Genomic DNA, 23,037 nt, shown 5'->3' on the forward strand with positions numbered 1-23,037 from the left:
TCCCGGTTCAGGCTCGCTCGAATGCGATCAGGTGGTCGGCTTCCACCCGCACCGGTACATGTTCGCCCAGATAGAAATCCAGGTGGCTGCGGAACAGCGCTTCGAATTCGGTGTCTTCCGAGCAGCGGAAGCGATAGAGGGTTGAGGTACCGGCAAAGGTCTTTTCCACAACCCGGGGTTTCAGGTCCGACTCTGCGTCGTAAACAATGTCATCCGGCCGGATCAGCACATCCACCAGCGTGCCTGCCTTCCACTTGTAGGCCCGGTTGCCGCGTATAACCCCGAGCTCAGAGTCGATCGTATCCGGCCCCAAGGTCTTGCCCGGTATGAACCCACCCTGGCCGACAAAGCCTGCCACAAAGCGATTGGCGGGCTCATGGTACAGGTTGTAGGGCACATCCCACTGCTGGATGCCACCATCCTTGAGGACCGCCACCTGATCACACATGGCAAACGCTTCCTGCTGGTCATGGGTAACCAGGATGGCACTGATGCCGAGGGTCTTGAGAATTTCCCGGACGTCCAGGCTGAGCCGGCGGCGAAGGTCTGCGTCCAGGTTCGAAAATGGCTCGTCCAGAAGGATCAGCGTGGGCTCCGGGGCCAGCGCCCGGGCAAGCGCCACACGCTGCTGTTGGCCGCCGGACAGTTCATGGGGATAACTCCCCGCGAGATCCTGAAGGTGAACCAGTTGCAGCAGTTCCATGACCTTCTGGCGTTTTTCTTTCCGATCTTCGCTACGCAGGCCAAATCCGACATTTTCAGCAATCGTCAGATGCGGAAACAGCGCATAGTCCTGGAATACCATGCCGATTCGACGCTTTTCCGGTGCCAGGGTCCGGCCGGGAAGGCTGATGGAGCTGGACTGCAGGCGGATCTCACCGGTATTGATGGGCAGGAACCCCGCCAGGGCTCGCAGGATGGTGCTTTTGCCGCAGCCACTGGGGCCAAGCAGGCAGCCGATGTCGCCGTGGCTGAGGGCAAAGCTGACGTCTTTCACGACAGAGGTGCCGCCATATCCACAGGACAGGTTGTTTACTTCCAGCAGCCAGTCAGCGGGCTGTACCAGGCTTTCAGTCATCCAGTCAGTCCAGTCGATTGAGAATCAGGAACTCGAGCAGTGCTTTCTGTGCATGCAGACGGTTTTCGGCTTCGTTCCAGACCACGGAGCGGGGATGCTCCATCATGTCTGCGGAGATCTCCTCACCGCGATGGGCAGGCAGGCAATGCATGAACAAGGCGTCCTTGTCCGCCAGGTTCATCAGTTCAGGATTGATCTGATAACTGCGGAAGGCCTTTTCCCGCGCTTTCTGCTCATCCTCCTGGCCCATGGAGGCCCAGACATCAGTGACCAACAGGTCAGCCCCTTTGGCGGCCTCAGCCGGATCGCGAACAATGGAGACATGCTGCCCCTGGCCTTCGATCAGCCTGTTGTCGGGCTCATAACCTTCCGGGCAGGCCACGCGAAGGTTGAATCCGAACTGTGCGGCCGCATTGATATAGGACTGGCACATGTTATTGCCGTCGCCGATCCAGGCTACGGTGCCGCCGCGTATGCTGCCGCGATGTTCACGGTAGGTCTGCATGTCAGCCAGCAGCTGGCAGGGGTGGAAGTCGTCTGTGAGCGCATTGATGACGGGAGCTCTCGATGCTGCCGCAAACTTCTCAACAGTGCTGTGGGCGAAGGTTCGGATCATCACCGCGTCCACCATGCTGGAAATTACAATGGCAGAATCTTCAATGGGCTCTCCCCGGCCGAGCTGGGTGTCCCGGGGAGACAGGAACAGCGCAGCGCCACCGAGTTGTGTCATGCCAGCTTCAAAGGAAACCCGGGTGCGGGTCGAGGATTTCTCGAAGATCATGGCCAGAACACGGTTCTTCAGGGTTTCCCGAAAGGTTCCACCGCGCCACTCATTGCGGAGTCGGGTACCGTGATCCAGCAGTTGCTCCAGCTCGTCGGAGCTCAGGTCATTGAGTGTGAGAAAATGTCTTGCTGCCATGCTATGGCCCTTAGTTGATCGATAACCCTGTCTCTGAATTCCGGGGCATGTTCGTGGTTACAACCGGCCCGCAGCAGTCATTGTCCTGAAACGACAATACGCCAGCAGGCGGCGAGGGCCGCACTGGCGGGATACAAAGACGGGGGTTGCCTGGCTGCCTGAAAGACAGGGGCTCAAGTCTAGCCCGTCAGGGTTCTGAAGACAACGCCACCGGCCGAGTGGTTGCGCTGGATCAAGGTCGGTGTTTGGTGCCGATGCCGGTACGTGTACAATGGGGTCAATCAGGTGGCCGCAAGGCGATCCCGTTTTCAATGAGAGGTAAGTACCCATGGATATCAACGAAACCATCAAGAGCCAGCTTGAGGAAAACCCCATTATCCTTTACATGAAAGGTACTCCTCAGGCCCCACAGTGTGGCTTTTCCGCCAAAACCGTTCAGGCCCTGATGGCCTGTGGCGAGCGGTTTGCCTTCGTGAACATTCTTGATAATCAGGAGCTGCGTGAAGGCCTGAAAGTCTACTCGAGCTGGCCGACCTATCCACAGCTTTATATCAGCGGCGAGCTCGTTGGTGGCTGCGATATCATTCTGGAAATGTCCGAGAGTGGTGAGCTGGCCGAACAGGTCAAGGCTGCTGCCAAGCAGGCTGAAGCCTGAGATAGATAACCGCTTTTACAGGCGTTCCGGGGTGAAAATCAGTTCAACCCGGAAACGCTTCCTTCCTGAATGTTCCTCTGGTGGCTCCGGGTAGGGGCTGGCAAGCAGTGCAGCCTGATAAACAGCCCTGTCGATCTCCCGGAAGCCCGTTGACCGGGTCACCTTCGCGCTGGTCAGCGCGCCACTTCCCATTAGCTGCAGTTCCAGTTCCATGGCAACCGGCTCCGCAACACGGTGGCTTGATGGAACCGGGCGTTTGTCCAGTTCGCTGCCAACCCGGGCTGCCAGGCTCACCAGGTAGGGATCGGTCTGCTCTGGCGAACGGCTGACCTGTGTTATCGGCTTCGGTTCTGTCTCAGGGGTTACCTCCGGGGTGCCTGCGGCTGAAGCAACGGAATCGCGAGAAGGTGCGGATTGTTCCGGGGGCTGGTCAGAGGTCTGTTCCCGGGAAGGAGAGCGTGAAGGTTCCCCGGCGGCGCGGACCTGCTTGCCGGGAGAGTTCAGGGTGACAATGTCGGGCCGGATAGCGGGTCGTGAGTTAGCCGCTACTGGCGCGGCACGTGCCGGTTGATTTTCACTCGTTTGTGCCGCCGCACTGGCTGCGGTTTCGGACGAGGGCTCGCTGCCGGGGCTCACCAGCTCCACCCGCACGGTCCGGCGATGGGATTCCGTCTCCGGGGGCGTGAAAGGCAGCGCTGACATCACCAGGGTATGGAGTAGCAAGGCAATCGATATTGCGAGGGTAATCCGGTATTTGCCCGGAAGACCGGTAACACTGCCATACTCCAGCATTGACGCCAGCTTACCCCGCCTTGCTCCGCAAGCTGCCCACAACGGCGTCCAGCGCCCGATCAATCAATGCGCCCTGCTCAAGAACAGTCAGGCGTCCGCGCCGCATTTCGTGGGCGAGATCGGTACGGGATTTCTCAATAACCTTCAGCCCCATGCGGTTAACAAAGACGAAACTGTCTGCTTCTTCGATAATCGCAGACAGCTTGCAGCGGAAGCTGGCACCGTTGACCAGATTGAATTCCACCCAGTTGCCGATCTCAATGGCGTCGATCTGTGCCACATATTCGGCAATTGCCGCGTCCTCCAGCTCCTGTTGACGCTGTATCGCGGTTTGGTGGCTGATGGGATCATCGTCCTCATCTTCCGGTTCTGGCTCGGGAGCGTCTTCCATGGCTTCTGCAAGTGCGTTGGCACGGAAGGCTTCGGTCAGCTCATGCTTGAGGTCCGACATCATTTCATCCAGTTTGGATGAATTGTAGGAGACTTCCTCAAGGCCGGCCCTCAGTGATTTCAGCAATCCGGGCACCACCCGGACCCACTGGTCCCGCTCCTCGTCGTCCTGGTGGGGATGCAGGCACCAGATCAGGTCGTCCACAACCCGGACGGTCTGGGGCCAGCGATGCTCCACGTCGTCTCGCAGGTAAGCCAGGAACATGACCCGGCTCCAGCCATTCAGCAAGATATTCCGTACCGGCTCCTGGAGTTTGTAGCGCGCCAGCTTCTTCTGCAGCAACTGATCCACGGTCTCCTGGGCTTTCTGTGACTTGATGCGGCCGCGCTCGGATTCCCGTGTGCGCTGCTCCACCAGGGAAGCCTTGCGATTCTCTCTGGCCAGGAACTGCTCAAATTCCTCGCACAGGGTTTCGAACAGGGTTACGTCGCCGTCAAATTCGTTCAGGATGCGGGCAACCACCGCATGAATCTGCTCATACAGCTTGTCCCGGGTTTTTTCGTCGCTCTCACTCCAGCCGATGCCGGCCCGGGCAAGTGAGTTAAGCAGGCGACGGGCAGGATGGGTGGCTTTGCTGAAGAACGTCTTGTCCTTGATGACCACTTTGAGAATGGGAATCTGAAGCCGGCTGATCAGCACCTGTACCGGCGCCGACAGGTTGTAGTCGTCCAGAATGAATTCGAACAGCATGGACACCAGGTTAATCAGGTCCTCGTCCATTTCATTCAGTGCCGGCTTCTTGCCGTCGCTGGTGTTTCCGGTTTGCGCAAGCAGCTGCTGGACAACCTGGTACAGATCGACCATCACCGGCTTGCCGGCACTCAGGTTGCCGCTGACCTGCTCACCCGGGGGTTGCTGGGGGAGCGCTCCGAGCAGGCTGGCAAGCTCTGCGCCTCCGATAACATGAACGTTCGGGTCTGACGACCGGGGCGGAATACCTGCATTGGCACGCTGATGGGCGAGCATTTGCCGGATTTGCTCGAACATGGCACCTTCGTGATGCCCTTGCTGCTCGCTTGCGGCAGATGCGGTTTCACCGGGCGCCTGGCCGGCAGTTGTGCCCGGGGCAGAGCTGTCCTGTTGCTTGCCAGCTTTGCCGTGGTAGCGGAAGTTAGGAATGACGCCGGCCTGGATCAGTATCCGGTTGGCTTCATCCAGCAACATGCCAAGGTTGGAGACGACATAACGGTCAAACTGCTTGAGCAGGATCAGGCGCTCGCGAATCTGGATCTCGAGGGCCTGGATTGCTTCCACAAAGGCGCTGCACAGGTGTTCGGGAGCCATCGGGTTGACGGGTATGTCTTCACTGGCGCCCGGGTATACCACACTGAATCGGGTTTGCAGTTGAAGCAGGGGGCCCTGGAAGTGAACCCTGGATTTGGTGATCATGGCGTTGAGGGCGACCTGTTCCTCCAGGTCGTCGTCACCCACCAGCGACAGGCTGTCGGAATTAGTCTGGCTGGCCAGGCTTTCATCTGCGGCTACGGTACCGCTTCGGGGCGGGTTCGCAAACAGCTGGGCCACCGCATTCTGGAAATGGCGCTCGACACCCTTCCGTTTGATGCGGATTTCGCGCATGGCTTCAAAATAGCGGTTCTGCTCGTTGTTGCTCCTGGCATTGTTTGCCAGTTCGAACAGCGAGTCATCAACTGCGTCAAATGCACCCTGCAACAAATCTCCCAGTCCGGCAACGACAGTGTCACGGATACGGACCACCTGTGCAGGTACGGGATTTGAACTCCCAGCCTCCCGGTGCTCGCGGAGATAATGTATGCCGGACTGCTTATTCATGGCCGACTCCTGTGTACGCCTCAACCGGATACATGACCGAGCTTACGACTGCGTTTATTATTTATACGTTAAATCTACCTCATTTTAACACTCGGTAACATAACCAAATGCCAACTGAGCCCAGAAATAAAAAAATCCCGGGATACCCGAAGGTGCCCGGTTTTCAGATGTAACTGTTGGCAGGTGTCAGCTCACATACACCGGACCAATACCCACACTCCATATCACCACGGTAATTGCCAGCAGGGCAACGAACATGACCAGGCCGACAGTCAACACGGCAGAGGCGAACATGAATCCCCGCTCTTCCGGTATTTTCATCAATATCGGTAGCCCTTCATAGAGCAGATAGACGGCATAGGCAATGGCAATCAGCCCCACGATCATGTTGACCCAGATATTGGGATACACTGCGGCGATGCCCAGCAAAAACACCGGTGTTGCCGTATAGGCTGCCAGCGTAACGCCTCGCGGGTTACTGTCCTTGACGTCGTAGGTCGCGGCAAAAAAATCGATGAATCGGCCAATAATATAAATGCCTGTCAGCATGGCCAGGTAAAAGAGAGCTGTCAGCTGCAGGGCGCTGGTGGTTGTCAGTCTGATCACCTGGCCGTCACCGATTTGCCAGCCAACCTGGGTGCTGCCGTAGAAGCCGGCAATGGCCGGGATGAGCCCCAGCAACAGAACATGGCCCAGGTAAAGCTTGCCAAGGGATTCCGGCTCGTTGCGAATGGCTTCCCATTCACGATCCGGGTGCGTAAGCAGACCCAGGGTATGGGTTAGACTCATGGACGTACTCCTGTTCATTATTGTTATATCTCAAGCCTTCAGTTTTGGTGGGAAAGGCTTTTGGGTCAAGAGAAAGATTAAACTTTGATATTTCTAACAGAATTCTTGTTATAACCGGATAGCCTACTTGAGAGAGCGTTTTTTTCGCTTCTTGGGGTGAACGATGGCTGCCTTGACCACGTTATCCTTGATCTGCAGTACTTCAACCCGGTGCCCGCCTACTTTAAGGCAGACGTTCGTTTCCGGAATGTTTTCCAGGGTCTCGGTGATCAGCCCGTTAAGAGTCTTGGGGCCGTCAATCGGAAGCTTCCAGCCCAGGGTTTTGTTGATGGTTCGGACTGCGGAGGTGCCGTCGATAATAAAGGTGCCGTCATCCTGGGGAATGATGTCCGGGCTGGTGGCGGCGTAATCGGTAGTAAACTCGCCAACGATTTCTTCCAGTATGTCCTCCAGGGTGGCCAGGCCCAGAACTTCTCCGTACTCGTCAACCACGATGCCGAAACGCCGCTTTTGCTTCTGGAAGTTGATCAGCTGTGTGTTCAGTGGTGTGCTTTCCGGAATGAAGTAGGGCTCCCGGCAAAGCTGCATCAGCATGGCCTTGTTGATGTCATCCTGCAGCAGTAGCCTCGAGACATTTCGCAGGTGAAGCACGCCCTGTATGTTGTTGATATCGCCTTTGAAGACCGGCAACCGGGTATGCTGACTGCTTCTGAGCTGGCGCAAAATGGTGTCCAGATCGTCATCCAGGTCGATACCGACCACTTCATTGCGGGGCACCATGATGTCATTCACGGTCACCTTTTCAAGGTCCAGGATGCTGACCAGCATGTCCTTGTGCTTCGCCGGTATCAGGGCGCCCGCCTCGTTGACCAGGGTCCTGAGTTCCTCCCGGCTGAGGTGTTCGTTGGCAGCGTCGTTGGCGGACACGCCGATGATTTTCAGTATGGCGCCGGTGAACAGGTTCACCGCCCACACCACCGGGTAAAGAATCTTTAGCAGCGGGCCCAGTATATGGGAGGCGGGGAAGGCAATTTTTTCCGGAAACAGGGCTGCGAGTGTCTTTGGGGTTACTTCCGCGAATATCAGTATGACAATCGTCAGCAGCACAGTGGCAATGGCAATGCCGGCATCCCCCCAGATACGAATGGCGATGACGGTCGCAATCGCGGAAGCAAAGATATTGACGAAATTGTTGCCAATGAGGATGACGCCGATCAGCTGATCCGTGCGGTTCAGCAATCCCTGGGCCCGTTTGGCGCCCTTGTGGCCAGTCTTGGCCATATGCTTCAACCGGTAACGATTGAGCGACATCATGCCGGTTTCGGAGCTGGAGAAGAAAGCGGACAGCAGGATGAGTCCCGCCAGGATGATGAACAGCGCGGTGAGCGATGTCTCGTTCAAGACTGAATGTCCTTATTTTGCTGATAAGTTGGGAAAATAGGCGGTTGGTGATCGCGGTGTCAAGTGTGTACCGGAACGGGGGCGGCTACGAAGTTCGTCAGCCGCCCCGGTGGAAGACCAGTTCAAGCACAAACTTGCTGCCGTAGAAGGCGAGCATAAGCAGGGCACAACCGGCGAGAGTCCAGCGACTGGCGGTTATGCCGCGCCACCCACGTGTGTAGCGCCCGATCAGCAATGCCAGGAAGACAGCCAGGGACAGAAGTGAGAATACAGTCTTGTGGGCCAGGTCCTGGGCAAAAATATCATCAATGAACAGTGCCCCGGTGACAATGGCCAGCACCAGCATCACCACGCCCGCCCAGACCATTTCGAACAGCAGGGATTCCATGGTCTGCAACGGCGGCAGGTTTCTGATCATTATGCTGTTGTAGTTGTGCTTGAGCTGGCGATTCTGGAGGTACAGCAGGGCTGCCTGTATAGCCGCCAGCGTGAACAGGCTGTAGGCTGTGACCGACAGCGCGATGTGCGACAGCATGCCGTAACTGTCTTGCGGGACCAGTTGGGAAGAAGGGTGGGTGATCAGGCTCATGACGATGGTCAGCGCTGCGATCGGATAAACACCAAGGAAGAGGCTCTGGACCGGCTTGCTAAGGTTAAGTCCCAGCAAAAGAAACACAATCAGCCAGGAAATGAGCACCGAACTCTGGAAGAATCCGAAATCGAATCCGCCTTCCTGGTGGACAGTCTGGGCAATCAGCAGGCCATGGGCGGTCAGCGCCAGCATGCCGATAAGGGTGGTTATTGCAATATTGGTATGTACCCGCCCCCTGAAGCTGAGCGCCTGCAGGGCAGTACCAATGCTGTATAGTAATAATGAAGTGACCGCGAGAATCAGCGTTCCCATGACTTCCTTTTAACCACTCTCTGACTGGGGTGCGGCGGGCTTTCGCGCCGATTTGACCGGGCTGGTCGTTTCAGGGCGATAGTCTGGTTATAATGTCGCGATTATGCAACAGGAATCAAGGAACCTGATCGGGTTCCCGTGTTTCATGCACTCAATTAATCCGGGTACGGAAGATCAACATGTTTGAAAACCTCCAGGACCGACTTTCCGGCAGTCTGCGCAAGATTTCAGGTCAGGCGCGGCTGACCGACGACAACATAAAGGAAACGCTGCGTGAAGTTCGCATGGCGCTTTTGGAGGCAGACGTTGCCCTGCCAGTGGTCAAGGCATTTATAGAGGGCGTGCGTCAGCGGGCCATTGGCCAGGAAGTCCAGCGTAGCCTGAGCCCGGGCCAGGTATTCGTGAAAGTGGTCCAGCAGGAGCTGGAGCGCGTGATGGGGGACGGCAATGAGTCTCTCAATCTGGCGGTAGCGCCCCCGGCGGTGATCATGATGGCCGGTTTGCAGGGTGCTGGTAAGACCACCACCGTTGCCAAGCTTTCCCGGTTCCTGAAGGAGCGGCACAAAAAAACCGTGATGGTGGTGAGCGCCGACGTATATCGGCCCGCGGCAATACGCCAGTTGGAAACCCTGGCAGGGGAAGTCGGGGTCGAGTTTTTCCCCAGCACTGCGGACCAGGACCCGGTCGATATCGCCAATGGTGCGTTGGATGCTGCCCGCAAGAAGCATATCGATGTGGTGATCCTGGATACCGCCGGCCGCCTCCACGTCGACGAGCAGATGATGGGCGAGATAGGGCGGCTGCACAAAGCGGTAAACCCTGTCGAGACCCTGTTCGTGGTGGATGCCATGACCGGTCAGGACGCGGCCAACACCGCCAAGGCCTTTAACGATGCGCTGCCGCTGACGGGTGTGGTTCTCACCAAGACCGATGGCGACGCCCGTGGCGGCGCCGCGCTGTCAGTGCGCCACATTACCGGCAAGCCCATCAAGTTCCTCGGTGTGGGGGAGAAATCGGACGCCCTGGAGCCGTTCCATCCGGACCGGGTGGCATCCAGAATCCTCGGTATGGGGGATGTGCTCTCCCTGATAGAGGAAGCCGAACGCAAGATTGACCAGAAGAAAGCCGAAAAACTGACGAAGAAGATCAAGAAGGGCAAGAACTTTGACCTGGAAGACTTCCGCGACCAGTTGCAGCAGATGAAAAATATGGGCGGTATCGGTGGCCTGATGGATAAGCTGCCGGGTATGGGGCAGATGGCGCAAATGGCCCAGCAGCAGGTGAATGACAAGTCCATGGGGCAGATGGAAGCCATTATCTGCTCAATGACCCCCAAGGAGCGCCGCTATCCGGATGTCATCAACAATTCCCGCAAGCGCCGCATAGCAGGCGGCTCCGGTACCCAGATCCAGGACGTCAACCGGCTGCTGAAACAGCACAAGCAAATGCAGAAAATGATGAAGAAATTCGGCAAGAAAGGCGGAATGGCTAACATGATGCGGGGTCTTGGCGGTATGATGCCGCCGGGCGGAGGCGGTGGCGGAATGCCACCCCGTGGACGTATGTAGAAACCGGGATGTATTCCCTGTTTTCTTTGGCGTTCATTTAGCATAGAATAGCGCCCCTTTCGAGTATGGGTCTTCGCGCCAGCCTTGGTTTGGCGGGTGTGAATCGTACAAAGTTCGTACAACAGAACAGGATATTGGTCGAAATGGTAATAATCCGTTTGGCTCGTGGCGGCTCCAAGAAGCGCCCGTTCTACCATCTGACAGTGACAGACAGCCGCAAATCCCGCGACGGTCGTTTTATCGAGCGCGTTGGCTTCTTTAACCCGGTCGCTCGCGGTCAGGAAGAGCGTCTGCGTATTGATCGCGATCGCATTGATCATTGGCTGGGCCAGGGCGCTCAGACCAGCGAGCGCGTTGCCCAGTTGCTGAAAGGCGCTGCGGCAGAGTAATAGAGTTAACGTTTCATCACCGGGGTTAGGGCATGGCTCAGCATTCGCAGGAAACTGTGATTGGTCAGATTACCTCGGTGTTTGGGGTTAAAGGGTGGCTTAAAGTCCACTCTTACACGGACCCCAGAGAAGGGATACTGAACTACCGTGACTGGACTTTGGTCCACAATGGCAAGCGTATCCCTGCAAAGCTTGAGGAAGGTCGCCGGCAGGGCCAGGGGATCGTTGTCAGGCTGAAAGGCATTGATGATCGTGAAATGGCTCGCAGTTACTGCGGCGCCGACGTTATTGTGCCCACCGAAGAGTTGCCAGAGCTACCCGAAGGGGAATACTACTGGTATCAGCTGGAAGGGCTTGACGTGTTCACGACTGAGGATGAGTGCCTCGGCAGGGTGCATCATCTGATAGAAACAGGCTCCAACGATGTCCTGGTGGTGAGGGCTACTGATGCCTCCATCGACCAGCGTGAGCGGCTGATTCCCTACCGTCCGGACCACGTTGTCCGGAATGTGGATCTGGCCGCTTCGCGTATGGTAGTCGACTGGGATCCGGAGTTCTGACGGGTGTGGATTGGCGCAGTCAGTCTGTTCCCGGAGATGTTCGCTGCGGTGACCGAGTATGGGATTACCGGCAGGGCGGTCAGAGATGGTTTGCTGACCTTCAGTGCCTGGAATCCCCGGGAATTTACCCACGATCGTCACCGCACTGTTGACGACCGGCCTTATGGTGGTGGTCCGGGCATGCTGATGAAAATTCAGCCGCTGCGGGATGCCATACATGCGGCACGGGCGTCGGCACCCGGCAAGGCCTGCGTGGTTTATCTGTCTCCCCAGGGGGAGCCGATGGACCAGAGCGTGGTTGAGTCACTGGCGGCAGAACAGAACCTCATTCTGGTAGCCGGGCGGTACGAGGGTGTTGATGAACGCCTGATATCGGCCGAAGTCGACCGGGAGGTGTCACTGGGAGATTTTGTGCTCTCCGGTGGCGAACTGGCAGCCATGGCTGTTATTGATGCGGTTACGCGCCTCATCCCCGGAGCGCTGGGTCATGCGCAGTCGGCAGAGCAGGATTCCTTTGCTGACGGTTTGCTGGATTGTCCGCACTACACCCGGCCCGAGGTTTACGAAGGTCAGGCGGTGCCGGATGTTTTATTGGGCGGTCACCATGATCAGATCCGGCGTTGGCGGCTCAAGCAGTCGCTGAGGCGAACCCGGGAGCGACGCCCCGACCTGCTGGAAAAGCGGGTGTTTACGGACGAAGAGCGTAAGCTGCTGGAAGAGATTTTGAACGAACCGGGTGCCTCTGAATCATCAGGGCATTAAAAGATTGGGTATCAGGAGCACTAACGATGAGCGGTAAGAACAACATCATCAGTCAGATTGAATCAGAGCAGATGACCAAGGAAATCCCTGCCTTTGCGCCGGGTGACACCGTGGTTATCCAAGTGCGTGTAACTGAAGGCAACCGCGAGCGTCTGCAGGCGTTTGAAGGCGTTGTCATTGGCAAGCGCAACCGTGGCATGAACTCTTCCTTCACTGTACGGAAAATTTCCTACGGCGTTGGCGTTGAGCGTACCTTCCAGACCTTCTCCAAGCTGATCGACAGCATCAGCGTGAAGCGTCGCGGCGACGTTCGCCAGGCCAAGCTTTACTACCTGCGCGACCTGTCTGGCAAGGCAGCTCGTATCAAGGAAAAGCTGGGCTGATCAGCAGCGGTTGCTGGTCAAGTTCGTTGAAAAAGGCAGCCTTTGGCTGCCTTTTTCGTGTCTGATCTCCATAACTGCATCGGCGCGGTACGTTTCGAGTAAGCTGTTATGAGCCGGAAGACCAACTCCAGAGCTGAATTGCGTCCCCCCGATGAAGCAATCATTGTGCGCTTCACAGATGCCGTCTGGCTTGAGGACGGGCTGGGTGAGAAAACCCGCGAGGCATACCGCAGCGATCTCGAACGCCTGGCGGTATGGCTGCAGGAGCAGCCGGGAAAACCATTGCTGGCAGACGTGCGTCGTACCGATTTGCTGGCCTGGATCGCCCGGGGTTTGGCCGATGGCTTCAAGACGTCCACCGCTGCTCGTCGCCTGTCTGGTTTGCGGCGTTTCTATCGCTACCTTTTACGCGAAGGGTTGATCTCAGAGGATCCGACATTGCGCATTGACAGCCCCAGGCTTCCGCGGCGCCTGCCGGATTCCCTGTCGGAGGACGATGTGGACAATCTGCTGTCGGAGCCCGACCCGGAGGTGCCCATCGAGCTTCGCGACAAGGCAATGATGGAAATTCTGTATGGCTGCGGTTTGCGGGTGTCGGAACTGGTGGCGTTGACCGTGGACGAGGTGAATCTGCGTCAGGGTGTGGTCAGGATAGTAGGCAAGGGAAACAAGGAGCGGCTGGTGCCCCTGGGAGAGGAGGCCATTGACTGGCTGGTGCGGTACATGAAGGAAGGGCGGGGTGAACTTCTCAGGGGGCGGCCAAGTAATGCGCTGTTTCCCGGAAACCGGCCGGTCGCCATGACACGGCAGACGTTCTGGCACCGGATAAAGCACTATGCCCTGCGGGCAGGCATCCACAAGCATCTTTCCCCACACACCCTGCGGCATGCCTTCGCCACCCATTTGCTGAATAATGGCGCAGACCTGCGGGTAGTGCAGATGCTGCTGGGGCATTCGGATCTTTCCACCACACAGATATACACCCATGTGGCGCGACAGCGATTGCAGTCCCTGCATCAGTCCCATCATCCCAGGGGCTAGTGTCATGTCTGGTTGCGGTGGCGATGCGCCTTGGTACACTGAACTTTTTTTGGTGGCCGGTGTCGCAACTCTCTCGACGCTATTAACTCTCTTGGTTTTTTTAACGACGCGGCGGGAATCGCGCTGCCGTGAAGATTGAACACCCTGTGAGCCCTTTTAACTGGAAGCCATTATGTTGATCAAGAGCCTGTTCAAGTCCTGCCTGCTGTTCGTTACCGCTACCCTGGTCATGGCCGGAGCATCAACCCTTCAGGCGGGTGAAGTAGAGGACAAGATTACCGAAAAACTGACGGCAGCTGTTCCTGGCCTGAAAATCTCCGAGGTTCGCAAGTCCGAAGTCAAGGGCCTGTACGAGGTGTACAGTAATAACGGGGATACCATCTTCACCACTGCCGACGGCCAGTACCTCCTTACCGGGGACCTCCTGAAGATTACCAGTACTGGCATCGCCAATGTCTCGGAACAGGGAAGGGCATCGCAACGGGCCCGTACAATGGACGATTTTGGTGGCAAGGGGGTGATCAGCTATGCTGCCAAGGGTACGGAGAAGGCCTCCATTGCCGTGTTTACCGATATTGATTGCCCCTACTGCCGTAAGATGCATGATGAAGTGCCACAGCTGAATGACATGGGCATTACGGTTCACTACTACGGTTTTCCCCGCTCCGGGCCCAACACACCCTCATTCCGCAAATATATTTCTGTCTGGTGTTCCGATGACCAGCAGGCAGCCATGGATGCCGCCAAGCAGGGCCGCCCTGTAGAAGAGCAGAGCTGTGACAATCCGGTCAGGGAGCAATTCCAGTTGGGCGGTCGCGTTGGTGTGACCGGCACCCCGGCGATCGTGCTGGAAGACGGTAACATGGTGCGTGGTTACGTGCCGGCCCAAAAACTGGCTGAAGGCCTCGGGCTGCTCTGATAGTCTACCGGTCTGAAGCTTTGCCCGTTGTGTCGGACAGGGCTTATTCGGGCGCACGTTAACCGTTATACTATCGCTCCCCACAGCAACCCATCGGGAACAGAGGTGAAAGCTTGAAAGACGTCAATGTCGGAATCTGCGGACTGGGAACAGTCGGTGGTGGTACGTACAACGTACTGACCCGGAACGCCAGCCTGATCACGGGCAGGACAGGTTTCAATATCCGGATTGCCAGGGTGGCGACACGCACACCCCGCAGCGATATTGATCTGGGTGATATCCCTTTCAGCACCGATGTGTTCGACGTGGTGAATGACCCGTCCGTGGATATTGTGGTGGAACTGATTGGCGGCTACGAGACTGCGCGGGAGCTGGTGCTGGCAGCCATCAAGAATGGCAAGCACGTAGTAACTGCGAATAAGGCCCTGATTGCGGTTCACGGCAATGAAATCTTTGAGGCTGCTGCGAAGAAAAATGTGATCGTTGCCTACGAAGCGGGTGTCGCCGGTGGAATTCCGGTCATCAAGGCCGTTCGTGAGGGCATGGCGGCCAATCGGGTCGACTGGATTGCCGGCATCATCAACGGTACCGGTAACTATATCCTGACGGAAATGCGTGCCGGCCGTGAATTCGCTGAGGTGCTCAAAGAGGCCCAGGATCTGGGTTATGCAGAGGCTGATCCCACCTTTGACGTTGAAGGTATCGACGCCGCTCACAAGTTGACCATCCTGGCCTCGGCAGGTTTCGGTGTGCCACTTCAGTTCGAAAAGGCCTATACCGAAGGGATTTCCGAGATTACCCCTTACGATATCGCCCATGCCGAGGTTCTGGGGTATCGCATCAAGCATCTGGGCATTGCCCGCCGTCGCGATGAAGGCATCGAGCTGCGCGTGCATCCCACGCTGGTTCCCCGTAGCCACCTCATTGCCCAGGTTGATGGTGTACTGAATGCAGTACTGGTGGATGGCGACGCCGTCGGCCAGACCATGTATTACGGCCCGGGTGCGGGCGACGAGGCCACAGCCTCTGCGGTAATTGCCGATATCATCGATGCCGCCCGTTCCGTCGCCGCTGAAAGCAACCAGCGTGTGCCTTACCTCGGCTTTGAGCCGTCGGCGATGGAAGATCTTCCGGTGCTGCCCATGGAGGATGTCCAGTCTGCCTATTACCTGCGTATCCAGGCGTTGGACCGCCCCGGCGTGCTGGCGAAAGTGGCGTCTATCCTGAGCGAGCACGGCATCAATATCGAGTCCATCATGCAGAAGGAATCGGAGCTGAAGGATGGCCGCATTCCGGTGATTATCCTCACCCACACGGTTCAGGAGCGCCAGATCAACCGCGCCATTGAAGAACTGGAAGCTCTCAGCGATATCGACGGAAAAGTCATTCGCATCCGTGCCGAAAACTTTAACTGACAGGAACGCGCAAGGTGAGATACATCAGTACACGGGGCGAAGCTCCCGCCCTGGGTTTTGAAGATGTCCTGCTGACAGGCCTGGCCACCGACGGTGGCCTGTATGTCCCGGAATCCCTGCCCCATTTCAGCCTGGAAGAAATCCGCAGCTGGCGCGGGCTTTCCTACAGCGAGCTGGCCTTCAAGGTGATGCATCCGTTCGTGGACGATGCCATTCCGGCAGAGGATTTCCGCAGGATGCTGGACGAAACCTACGGTGACGCATTTGCCCACAAGGCGGTCGCGCCACTGGTTCAGCTGGATAGCAATGAATGGGTCATGGAACTGTTCCGTGGCCCTACCCTGGCGTTCAAGGATTTCGCTCTGCAGCTGCTGGGGCGCCTGCTGGACTATGTGCTGGAGAAGCGACAGCAGCACGTGGTGATCATGGGGGCGACGTCTGGCGATACCGGTTCCGCCGCCATTGAAGGGTGCCGTCGCTGCAAGCATGTGGACATATTTATCCTGCACCCCCACGAGCGTGTTTCCGAGGTGCAGCGTCGCCAGATGACCACCGTGAAGGGTGATAACATCCACAACATCGCGGTGCGCGGCAACTTTGATGACTGTCAGCGGATGGTCAAGGCAAGCTTTGGCGACCAGTCGTTCCTGGGCGGAAAAACCCAGCTTGCGGCGGTGAATTCCATCAACTGGGCTCGCATCATGGCCCAGATTGTCTACTACTTTCATGCGTCGCTGGCCCTCGGTGGTCCGGATCGCAGTATGGCGTTTTCCGTGCCCACCGGTAACTTTGGCGATATCTTTGCCGGTTACCTGGCCAAAAAAATGGGCCTGCCCATCTCCCAGCTGGTGATCGCCACCAACCGCAACGATATCCTGCATCGTTTCATGAGTGGCAACCGGTACGAGCAGCTCAAGCTTGAGCATACCCTGTCGCCGAGCATGGACATCATGGTATCCAGCAACTTCGAGCGTCTGTTGTTTGATCTGCACGGACGCGATGGAATCGCTGTGAAAGAGCTGTTGGAAAATGCTTCCAGGGGGCCGGTCAGCATTGAAGACTACCGCTGGAAGCATGCCCGCAAGGTGTTTGATAGCGACGCGGTCGACGATGAAGGCACCACGGACACCATCCGTGAAATCTTCGAGCAGAATGAATACCTGCTGGATCCGCATACCGCCATCGGCGTTCGCGCAGCCCGCAACTGCCGTCGCGACCCGGCCATTCCCATGATTACCCTGGGCACCGCTCATCCGGCCAAGTTCCCGGATGCTGTGTTGCGCTCTGGTGTCAAGGCGGAGCCGGCGTTGCCGGTGCACATGGCGGACCTGTTCGAGCGGGAAGAGCAATACACCGTGCTGGATAATGACCTGCCTGCTGTGCAGGACTTCATCGCCAAACACTGGAAGAATACCTGACCGGTATGACACCAAAAAAAATCCTGCGTCGCCCCAGTCCGGAAACCACGCCGGACTGGGGTCAGAATCTGCCTCCACTGCTCCGCCGACTCTACGCCGCCCGTGGCGTTACTTCTGATGAACAGCTCAGTTATACCCTGAAGCACCTGGCCTCACCCATGGACCTCCGGGGAATCGACCGCGCTGTCGCTCTGCTGACTGAGGCAATTATCAGCCAGCAACGGGTACTGGTTCTGGGCGACTTTGACGCCGATGGTGCCACCAGCACGGCGGTGGCCATGCTGGGCCTGGGCATGCTGGGGTTGAACGACATCGATTTCCGCGTGCCCAGCCGCTTTTCCGATGGTTATGGCCTGACGCCCGGTATAATCCACCGGCTACAGGAAGAGGGCTCCCTGCCGGACCTGATGGTTACCGTGGACAACGGCATTTCTGCGGTTGAGGGTGTCCAGGCAGCCCGGGATCTGGGCATAAAGGTGGTGGTGACCGACCACCACCTGGCCGGCGAAACCCTTCCCGATGCCGACGCCATCGTGAACCCCAACCAGCCCGGATGCCCCTTCCTGAGCAAGAACGCGGCGGGTGTGGGTGTGATGTTCTACGTGCTGACAGCCTTGCGCAAACATCTCCGAGAGCAGGGCCTCCTGCCAGATCCGCAGCCCAATCTTGGCAACCTGCTGGATCTGGTTGCCCTCGGCACTGTGGCGGACGTGGTACCGCTGGATCACAACAACCGCATCTTCGTCGAACAGGGCCTGCGCCGAATTCGCCAGGGCGAAGCCCGCCCGGGTATTCTGGCGTTGCTGGAGGTGGCAGGTCGCGATCACAGCGAAATCAGCTCCACCGACCTTGGGTTTGTGGTCGGCCCAAGGCTTAATGCTGCCGGTCGCCTGGATGACATGAGCGTGGGCATTGCCTGTCTGCTGGCTGACAGCCGCGACGAGGCCCAGCGCCTGGCCCGGGAGCTGGACACCTTCAACCGCGAACGGCGCACCATCGAAAAAGACATGAAAACCCAGGCCCAGGACCTGCTGGCGTCCATGTCGCTGGATATTGAAGGTTTACCCTGGGGGCTGGCCCTGTTCGACACCGACTGGCACCAGGGCGTGATCGGCATACTGGCCGCCCGCATCCGTGAGCAGACCCACCGCCCGACCATTGCCTTTGCGCCGGACGACAACGGTGAAGACATCAAAGGCTCCGCCCGCTCCATTCCCGGCCTGCATATCCGTGATGTACTTGCGGTGGTCGACGCCCGCCACCCAGGCATGATGAAAAAATACGGTGGCCACGCCATGGCGGCCGGCATGACCCTGTCCCGCAATGATCTTGAAGCCTTCAGCGAGGCATTCGACAGGGCCGTGCGCGATACGCTGCGAGCGGAAGACCTGGAGGCTGCCATCACCACCGACGGCCCCCTGAACCCGGACGAACTACACCTGGAAACCGCCACACTGTTGAAGCGGGCCGGCCCCTGGGGTCAGCATTTCCCGGAGCCGCTGTTCGACGGCAACTTCCGCGTGGTCAGCCAGCGTATTGTTGGCGAGAACCACCTGAAACTGGTTCTCCAGCCGGAAGAGGGTGGCGCCATCATCGACGGCATCGCCTTCAACACTGGGCCGGAAGTGCCCGACTACACCCGGACCGGGGCCCGGGTGGTGTACAAGCCTGACGCCAATACCTTTCGCGGGCGTACCAACTTGCAGCTTCTGGTGGATTATCTGGAGCCTCTGGCCTGATTTTTCGGGACTTCGGCTTTTGGGGGCTGGGCCTGGGGTGGGGACTATTTTCTTTGGAAAAAGAACTCGCTTCGCTCAGACACCTTTTTCTGGCAGAAAATAGCCCCCCACCCCAGGCCCGACCAAACTCGAGAGTTAACGCTGTATAACGTAGGTCGGATTAGGCCCAACGGGCCGTAATCCGACAAAAAACCCAGAGAGCCGACGCCAAAGGCATAATTAACAAAACAAACCGAAGCCGAGTGATGGCGGATTTCAGGGTTGGCCGGGGTGATTGACCGGGCACTGTTGGATTACGAGGCGTTGCCTCTAATCCAACCTACGGTTCTGGCGTTAACTGTGAGCTCCGGGCGCCGATCGGGCAGGCCCTTCCGGGATCGTCAAAAACATGGATGTTTTTGTCGAGCGTACAGGGACGTATTCACCGCGTATCCCGGAAGGGCCTGCCCGATTGGTGCTTTCACCGAAGTCAGGTTGACGCAAGCACCGAAGTCGCGGTTAGCACCGGCTGATTTAAAAACAGATTTCCGGTAGAATCTCGCGTCTGATTTTGATCGCATCCATTTTCCGAGAGTGAGTAAGGATTTCATGGAAATCAATCCCATTGTTACGAAGATAAAAGACCTTCGTGAGCGCACTGAAGCGCTCAGGGGGTATCTTTGACTACGATCAGCGTAGTGAAAGACTGACCGAAGTAGAGCGCGAGCTGGAAGTGCCCTCGGTGTGGGAAGACCCCGAGCGGGCGCAGGCGCTGGGCAAGGAAAGGTCCGATCTTGAGTTGATTGTACGTACCATCGACAACCTCACCTCCGGCCTGGATGATGCCGATGGGCTGCTGGAAATTGCCGCTGAGGAAGAGGACGAAGGCACGGTTGCAGAGATTGAAGCAGACCTGGAAAGCCTCGACAAGGAGCTGGAAAAACTCGAGTTCCGCCGTATGTTCTCCGGCGAGATGGACGCCAATAACGCTTACCTGGACATCCAGGCAGGCTCCGGGGGCACCGAAGCCCAGGACTGGGCCAACATGTTGCTGCGCATGTATCTGCGCTGGGCCGAGCATCGCGGGTTCAAGGCCGAGATCGTCGAGTTGCAGGACGGCGACGTGGCAGGCATCAAAAGCGCCACCGTTCACGTTCAGGGCGATTATGCGTTCGGCTGGTTGCGCACGGAAACCGGTGTTCACCGGCTGGTTCGCAAGTCACCATTTGATTCCGGCAACCGCCGCCACACCTCGTTCTCGTCGGTGTTCGTATCCCCGGAAGTGGATGACAGTTTCGTGATCGAAATTGATCCGTCTGATCTGCGGGTGGATGTTTATCGTGCCTCTGGCGCCGGTGGTCAGCACGTTAACCGGACCGAGTCCGCGGTGCGCCTGACCCACAATCCGACCGGTATTGTTGTGGCCTGTCAGGCTGGCAGAAGTCAGCACCAGAACAAAGACCAGGCCATGAAACAGCTGAAGGCCAAGCTGTTCGAGCGCGAGATGCAGGAGCGTAACGCCGAGAAACAGAAGGCGGAAGACGCCAAGGCCGACATTGGCTGGGGCAGCCAGATTCGCTCGTACGTGCTGGACGATGGTCGGATCAAGGATCTTCGTACCAAGGTGGAGACCAGCAATACCCAGGCGGTGCTGGATGGTGACATCGACAAGTTTATCGAAGCCAGCCTGAAGATGGCGCTGTAACCAGCGCCTTCGCCATGCTGACCCGGACAATTCCCGATTTTGTGAGCCAACATGACTGAACACACCCAGAATGCACAGCCCGAGGACAACAAGCTGATTGCCGAGCGTCGCGCCAAGCTGTCTGAGATGCGCGAGCAGGGCAATGCCTTTCCGAACGACTTCCGCCGCGACGCCACCGCCGCCGAGCTTCAGGCCAAATACGGTGACAAGAGCAAGGAAGAGCTGGCGGAGATGGGTATCGTGGTGGCCATTGCCGGCCGGATGATGCTCGACCGCAAGGCGTTCAAGGTGGTTCAGGACATGACCGGCCGCATCCAGATTTATGCCACCAAGGATGTCCAGAAAGACACCAAGCACTGGGATCTGGGCGATATCGTGGGTGTGCGTGGCGTCCTGTGCAAGTCCGGCAAGGGCGACCTGTATGTGAGCATGGACGAGTACACTCTGCTCACCAAGTCACTGCGCCCGCTGCCGGAGAAGCACAAGGGCCTGACTGATACCGAGGCCCGGTACCGTCATCGCTATGTTGACCTGATGGTAAACGAAGACAGCCGCCGGGTGTTCTATGCGCGCTCGAAGATCATAAGTGTCATGCGCCAGTACTTCACCGACCGGGACTTCATGGAAGTGGAAACCCCGATGCTGCAGGTGATCCCGGGTGGGGCCACGGCGCGACCGTTCGTGACCCACCACAACGCCCTGGGCATCGACATGTACCTGCGCATTGCGCCGGAGCTGTTCCTCAAGCGCCTGGTGGTGGGTGGCTTCGAGCGGGTGTTCGAGATCAACCGCAACTTCCGCAATGAAGGGCTCTCCACCCGTCATAACCCGGAATTCACCATGGTGGAGTTCTATCAGGCCTACGCAGACCACAACGACCTGATGGACCTGACCGAAGACATGCTGCGCACCATCACCCAGAAGGTGCTGGGAACCACCACGGTAGTGAATACCCGCACCCTGATCGATGGTGAAGAAGAGACCATCGAATACGACTTCGGCAAGCCCTTCGAGCGCCTGACTGTGGTGGATGCCATCCTGCGCCATAACCCCGATATCAAGGCTGAGGCACTGGCTGACGAAGCCGGTGCCCGCAAGATCGCCAGGGATCTCGGCATCCATATCAAGAATGGCTGGGGACTGGGCAAGGTCCAGATCGAGATTTTCGAGGCAACCGCCGAGCATCGGCTGATGCAGCCGACCTTCATCACCGACTACCCGAAAGAAGTGTCCCCGCTGGCCCGCTGTAAAGACAACGACCCGTTCGTGACCGAGCGCTTCGAGTTCTTTGTGGGCGGCCGCGAAATCGCCAACGGCTTCTCCGAGCTTAACGACGCCGAAGACCAGGCCGAACGCTTCCAGGACCAGGTAGCCGAAAAAGACGCCGGCGACGACGAAGCCATGTTCTACGACGAAGACTACATTATGGCACTGGAATACGGTTTGCCGCCGACGGCTGGTGAAGGCATCGGCATCGACCGCCTCGCCATGCTGCTGACCAACTCCGCCTCCATCCGCGACGTCATCCTGTTCCCGGCCATGCGCCCGGAACACAAGGCGGAAACGAAGAAAGACGAGGGCTGACCATGCAGCCGGTGGAGATACTGGCAAACCAGCTCAAGCCCGACCGGGGCTGGTCAGAGCACCTTCGCAACGAATTCAGCCAGCCATACATGCAACAGCTGGCTGACTTTCTTGCGGCGGAAGAACAGGCCGGAAAAACCCTGTTCCCTGCTAGCCACCTCTGCTTTAATGCATTGAACAGCACCCCGTTGAACCAGGTCCGCGTCGTCATCCTCGGGCAGGACCCCTACCACGGCCCCGGCCAGGCCCACGGACTGTGCTTCTCCGTACGCCCCCACGTTGCCACACCACCGTCACTGGTCAACATCTTCAAGGAAATCCAGGAGGATATGGGTGTCCAGCCCCCGGACCACGGTTGTCTGCAACCCTGGGCCGACCAGGGCGTGCTGCTGCTCAACAGCGTCCTCACCGTCGTCCAGGGCCAGGCCGGCGCCCACCAGGGTAAAGGCTGGGAAACCTTCACTGACAGGGTCATCGAAACCATCAACCGGGAACGGCAGGGCGTGGTGTTTCTACTCTGGGGAAGCTACGCAAAAAAGAAGGGTCAACATATCGACCGCAGCAAACACCTGGTACTGGATGGTCCACACCCATCCCCATTAAGCGCCTACCGCGGCTTCTTCGGTTGCAAGCACTTTTCCCGGGCCAACGAGTGGTTAAAGCAAAACGGGCTACCCACCGTCGATTGGTCTTTGCCAAGCAAGTCAGAGTTACTGAAACAATACGGGAAAAGTCAGTCCAGCTCGTAAAGAGACTTCAAAGCGCGGCCCGCAACAAAGTCTGATCGGCCGGAGG

21 protein-coding genes are annotated in these 23,037 nt (G+C 57.8%); 14 read left to right on the top strand and 7 right to left on the bottom strand.

Going from position 1 to position 23,037, the window contains the following annotated elements:
• Window positions 1-7 precede the first annotated feature (7 nt).
• Both QPL94_RS13865 and argF read right to left on the bottom strand, forming a co-directional pair.
• Window positions 8-1,078 carry an ABC transporter ATP-binding protein gene (locus QPL94_RS13865; RefSeq protein ID WP_285358152.1) on the bottom strand — a complete coding sequence of 357 codons (1,071 nt, stop codon included), beginning with the start codon at window positions 1,076-1,078 and terminating at the stop codon, window positions 8-10.
• Window positions 1,079-1,082: 4 nt separating this feature from the next.
• Window positions 1,083-1,997, bottom strand: a complete 915-nt coding sequence (argF, locus tag QPL94_RS13870; protein WP_285358154.1) for an ornithine carbamoyltransferase — start codon at window positions 1,995-1,997, stop codon at window positions 1,083-1,085.
• Window positions 1,998-2,325: 328 nt separating this feature from the next.
• On the opposite strand from argF, the gene grxD reads away from it, so the two are divergent.
• A complete protein-coding gene (grxD, locus tag QPL94_RS13875) occupies window positions 2,326-2,652 on the top strand; it encodes a Grx4 family monothiol glutaredoxin (protein ID WP_137437519.1) in 327 nt (108 codons plus the stop codon).
• Window positions 2,653-2,667: 15 nt separating this feature from the next.
• Here the strand turns inward: grxD and QPL94_RS13880 are convergent, their stop codons facing one another.
• From QPL94_RS13880 to QPL94_RS13900, 5 genes are all read right to left on the bottom strand, one after another.
• Entirely contained in the window at window positions 2,668-3,444 is a 777-nt protein-coding gene (locus QPL94_RS13880; protein WP_285358156.1) for a TonB family protein, read from the bottom strand.
• A gap of 10 nt (window positions 3,445-3,454) precedes the next feature.
• Entirely contained in the window at window positions 3,455-5,686 is a 2,232-nt protein-coding gene (locus tag QPL94_RS13885; RefSeq protein WP_285358157.1) for a DUF1631 domain-containing protein, read from the bottom strand.
• 186 nt (window positions 5,687-5,872) lie between these two features.
• On the bottom strand, window positions 5,873-6,475 hold the full coding sequence (locus tag QPL94_RS13890) for a Yip1 family protein (protein WP_285358158.1): 603 nt from the start codon (window positions 6,473-6,475) through the stop codon (window positions 5,873-5,875).
• A gap of 123 nt (window positions 6,476-6,598) precedes the next feature.
• Entirely contained in the window at window positions 6,599-7,876 is a 1,278-nt protein-coding gene (locus QPL94_RS13895) for an HlyC/CorC family transporter (protein WP_137437523.1), read from the bottom strand.
• Between the two features lie 97 nt (window positions 7,877-7,973).
• Window positions 7,974-8,780, bottom strand: a complete 807-nt coding sequence (locus tag QPL94_RS13900; RefSeq protein ID WP_285358159.1) for a cytochrome C assembly family protein — start codon at window positions 8,778-8,780, stop codon at window positions 7,974-7,976.
• A gap of 179 nt (window positions 8,781-8,959) precedes the next feature.
• Between QPL94_RS13900 and ffh the strand changes: the two genes are divergently transcribed.
• From ffh to ung, 13 genes are all read left to right on the top strand, one after another.
• Window positions 8,960-10,348, top strand: a complete 1,389-nt coding sequence (gene ffh, locus QPL94_RS13905; protein WP_285358160.1) for a signal recognition particle protein — start codon at window positions 8,960-8,962, stop codon at window positions 10,346-10,348.
• A gap of 143 nt (window positions 10,349-10,491) precedes the next feature.
• Complete coding sequence (gene rpsP / locus QPL94_RS13910) at window positions 10,492-10,737, top strand: 30S ribosomal protein S16 (RefSeq protein WP_007154391.1); 246 nt, start codon at window positions 10,492-10,494, stop codon at window positions 10,735-10,737.
• A gap of 32 nt (window positions 10,738-10,769) precedes the next feature.
• A complete protein-coding gene (gene rimM / locus QPL94_RS13915; RefSeq protein ID WP_137437527.1) occupies window positions 10,770-11,297 on the top strand; it encodes a ribosome maturation factor RimM in 528 nt (175 codons plus the stop codon).
• A gap of 3 nt (window positions 11,298-11,300) precedes the next feature.
• A complete protein-coding gene (gene trmD, locus QPL94_RS13920; RefSeq protein WP_285358165.1) occupies window positions 11,301-12,059 on the top strand; it encodes a tRNA (guanosine(37)-N1)-methyltransferase TrmD in 759 nt (252 codons plus the stop codon).
• Window positions 12,060-12,085: 26 nt separating this feature from the next.
• Window positions 12,086-12,442 (top strand): 50S ribosomal protein L19, encoded by a 357-nt coding sequence (gene rplS / locus QPL94_RS13925; RefSeq protein WP_027831200.1) that lies wholly within the window; start codon window positions 12,086-12,088, stop codon window positions 12,440-12,442.
• Between the two features lie 108 nt (window positions 12,443-12,550).
• A complete protein-coding gene (xerD, locus tag QPL94_RS13930; protein ID WP_285358167.1) occupies window positions 12,551-13,483 on the top strand; it encodes a site-specific tyrosine recombinase XerD in 933 nt (310 codons plus the stop codon).
• A 172-nt stretch (window positions 13,484-13,655) separates the two neighbouring features.
• A complete protein-coding gene (locus tag QPL94_RS13935; protein ID WP_285358168.1) occupies window positions 13,656-14,402 on the top strand; it encodes a DsbC family protein in 747 nt (248 codons plus the stop codon).
• A gap of 113 nt (window positions 14,403-14,515) precedes the next feature.
• Window positions 14,516-15,817: a homoserine dehydrogenase gene (locus QPL94_RS13940; protein WP_285358170.1), complete on the top strand. Its 1,302-nt coding sequence runs from the start codon at window positions 14,516-14,518 to the stop codon at window positions 15,815-15,817.
• Between the two features lie 14 nt (window positions 15,818-15,831).
• Entirely contained in the window at window positions 15,832-17,235 is a 1,404-nt protein-coding gene (gene thrC, locus QPL94_RS13945; RefSeq protein WP_137437531.1) for a threonine synthase, read from the top strand.
• A 5-nt stretch (window positions 17,236-17,240) separates the two neighbouring features.
• Window positions 17,241-18,974 carry a single-stranded-DNA-specific exonuclease RecJ gene (recJ, locus tag QPL94_RS13950; RefSeq protein ID WP_285358172.1) on the top strand — a complete coding sequence of 578 codons (1,734 nt, stop codon included), beginning with the start codon at window positions 17,241-17,243 and terminating at the stop codon, window positions 18,972-18,974.
• A gap of 588 nt (window positions 18,975-19,562) precedes the next feature.
• Window positions 19,563-20,658, top strand: a protein-coding gene (gene prfB, locus QPL94_RS13955) for a peptide chain release factor 2 (protein ID WP_137437533.1) whose coding sequence is annotated in 2 segments (ribosomal slippage) — window positions 19,563-19,634 and window positions 19,636-20,658 — 1,095 coding nt in all. Because the reading frame shifts where the segments join, the coding sequence is not laid out codon by codon here.
• Window positions 20,659-20,709: 51 nt separating this feature from the next.
• Window positions 20,710-22,242, top strand: coding sequence for a lysine--tRNA ligase (gene lysS, locus QPL94_RS13960; RefSeq protein WP_285358174.1), 1,533 nt, complete (start codon window positions 20,710-20,712; stop codon window positions 22,240-22,242).
• Between the two features lie 2 nt (window positions 22,243-22,244).
• Complete coding sequence (ung, locus tag QPL94_RS13965) at window positions 22,245-22,991, top strand: uracil-DNA glycosylase (RefSeq protein ID WP_285358176.1); 747 nt, start codon at window positions 22,245-22,247, stop codon at window positions 22,989-22,991.
• Window positions 22,992-23,037: the final 46 nt, after the last annotated feature.

This window comes from Marinobacter sp. SS13-12 (genome assembly GCF_030227115.1).
Classification (GTDB): Bacteria; Pseudomonadota; Gammaproteobacteria; order Pseudomonadales; family Oleiphilaceae; genus Marinobacter.

Coding starts and splice junctions, on each gene's coding strand:
- QPL94_RS13865 (WP_285358152.1), bottom strand. CDS start 1,078: ATGACTGAAAGCCTGGTACAGCCCGCTGACTGGCTGCTGGAAGTAAAC.
- argF (WP_285358154.1), bottom strand. CDS start 1,997: ATGGCAGCAAGACATTTTCTCACACTCAATGACCTGAGCTCCGACGAG.
- grxD (WP_137437519.1), top strand. CDS start 2,326: ATGGATATCAACGAAACCATCAAGAGCCAGCTTGAGGAAAACCCCATT.
- QPL94_RS13880 (WP_285358156.1), bottom strand. CDS start 3,444: ATGCTGGAGTATGGCAGTGTTACCGGTCTTCCGGGCAAATACCGGATT.
- QPL94_RS13885 (WP_285358157.1), bottom strand. CDS start 5,686: ATGAATAAGCAGTCCGGCATACATTATCTCCGCGAGCACCGGGAGGCT.
- QPL94_RS13890 (WP_285358158.1), bottom strand. CDS start 6,475: ATGAGTCTAACCCATACCCTGGGTCTGCTTACGCACCCGGATCGTGAA.
- QPL94_RS13900 (WP_285358159.1), bottom strand. CDS start 8,780: ATGGGAACGCTGATTCTCGCGGTCACTTCATTATTACTATACAGCATT.
- ffh (WP_285358160.1), top strand. CDS start 8,960: ATGTTTGAAAACCTCCAGGACCGACTTTCCGGCAGTCTGCGCAAGATT.
- rpsP (WP_007154391.1), top strand. CDS start 10,492: ATGGTAATAATCCGTTTGGCTCGTGGCGGCTCCAAGAAGCGCCCGTTC.
- rimM (WP_137437527.1), top strand. CDS start 10,770: ATGGCTCAGCATTCGCAGGAAACTGTGATTGGTCAGATTACCTCGGTG.
- rplS (WP_027831200.1), top strand. CDS start 12,086: ATGAGCGGTAAGAACAACATCATCAGTCAGATTGAATCAGAGCAGATG.
- xerD (WP_285358167.1), top strand. CDS start 12,551: ATGAGCCGGAAGACCAACTCCAGAGCTGAATTGCGTCCCCCCGATGAA.
- QPL94_RS13935 (WP_285358168.1), top strand. CDS start 13,656: ATGTTGATCAAGAGCCTGTTCAAGTCCTGCCTGCTGTTCGTTACCGCT.
- recJ (WP_285358172.1), top strand. CDS start 17,241: ATGACACCAAAAAAAATCCTGCGTCGCCCCAGTCCGGAAACCACGCCG.
- lysS (WP_285358174.1), top strand. CDS start 20,710: ATGACTGAACACACCCAGAATGCACAGCCCGAGGACAACAAGCTGATT.
- ung (WP_285358176.1), top strand. CDS start 22,245: ATGCAGCCGGTGGAGATACTGGCAAACCAGCTCAAGCCCGACCGGGGC.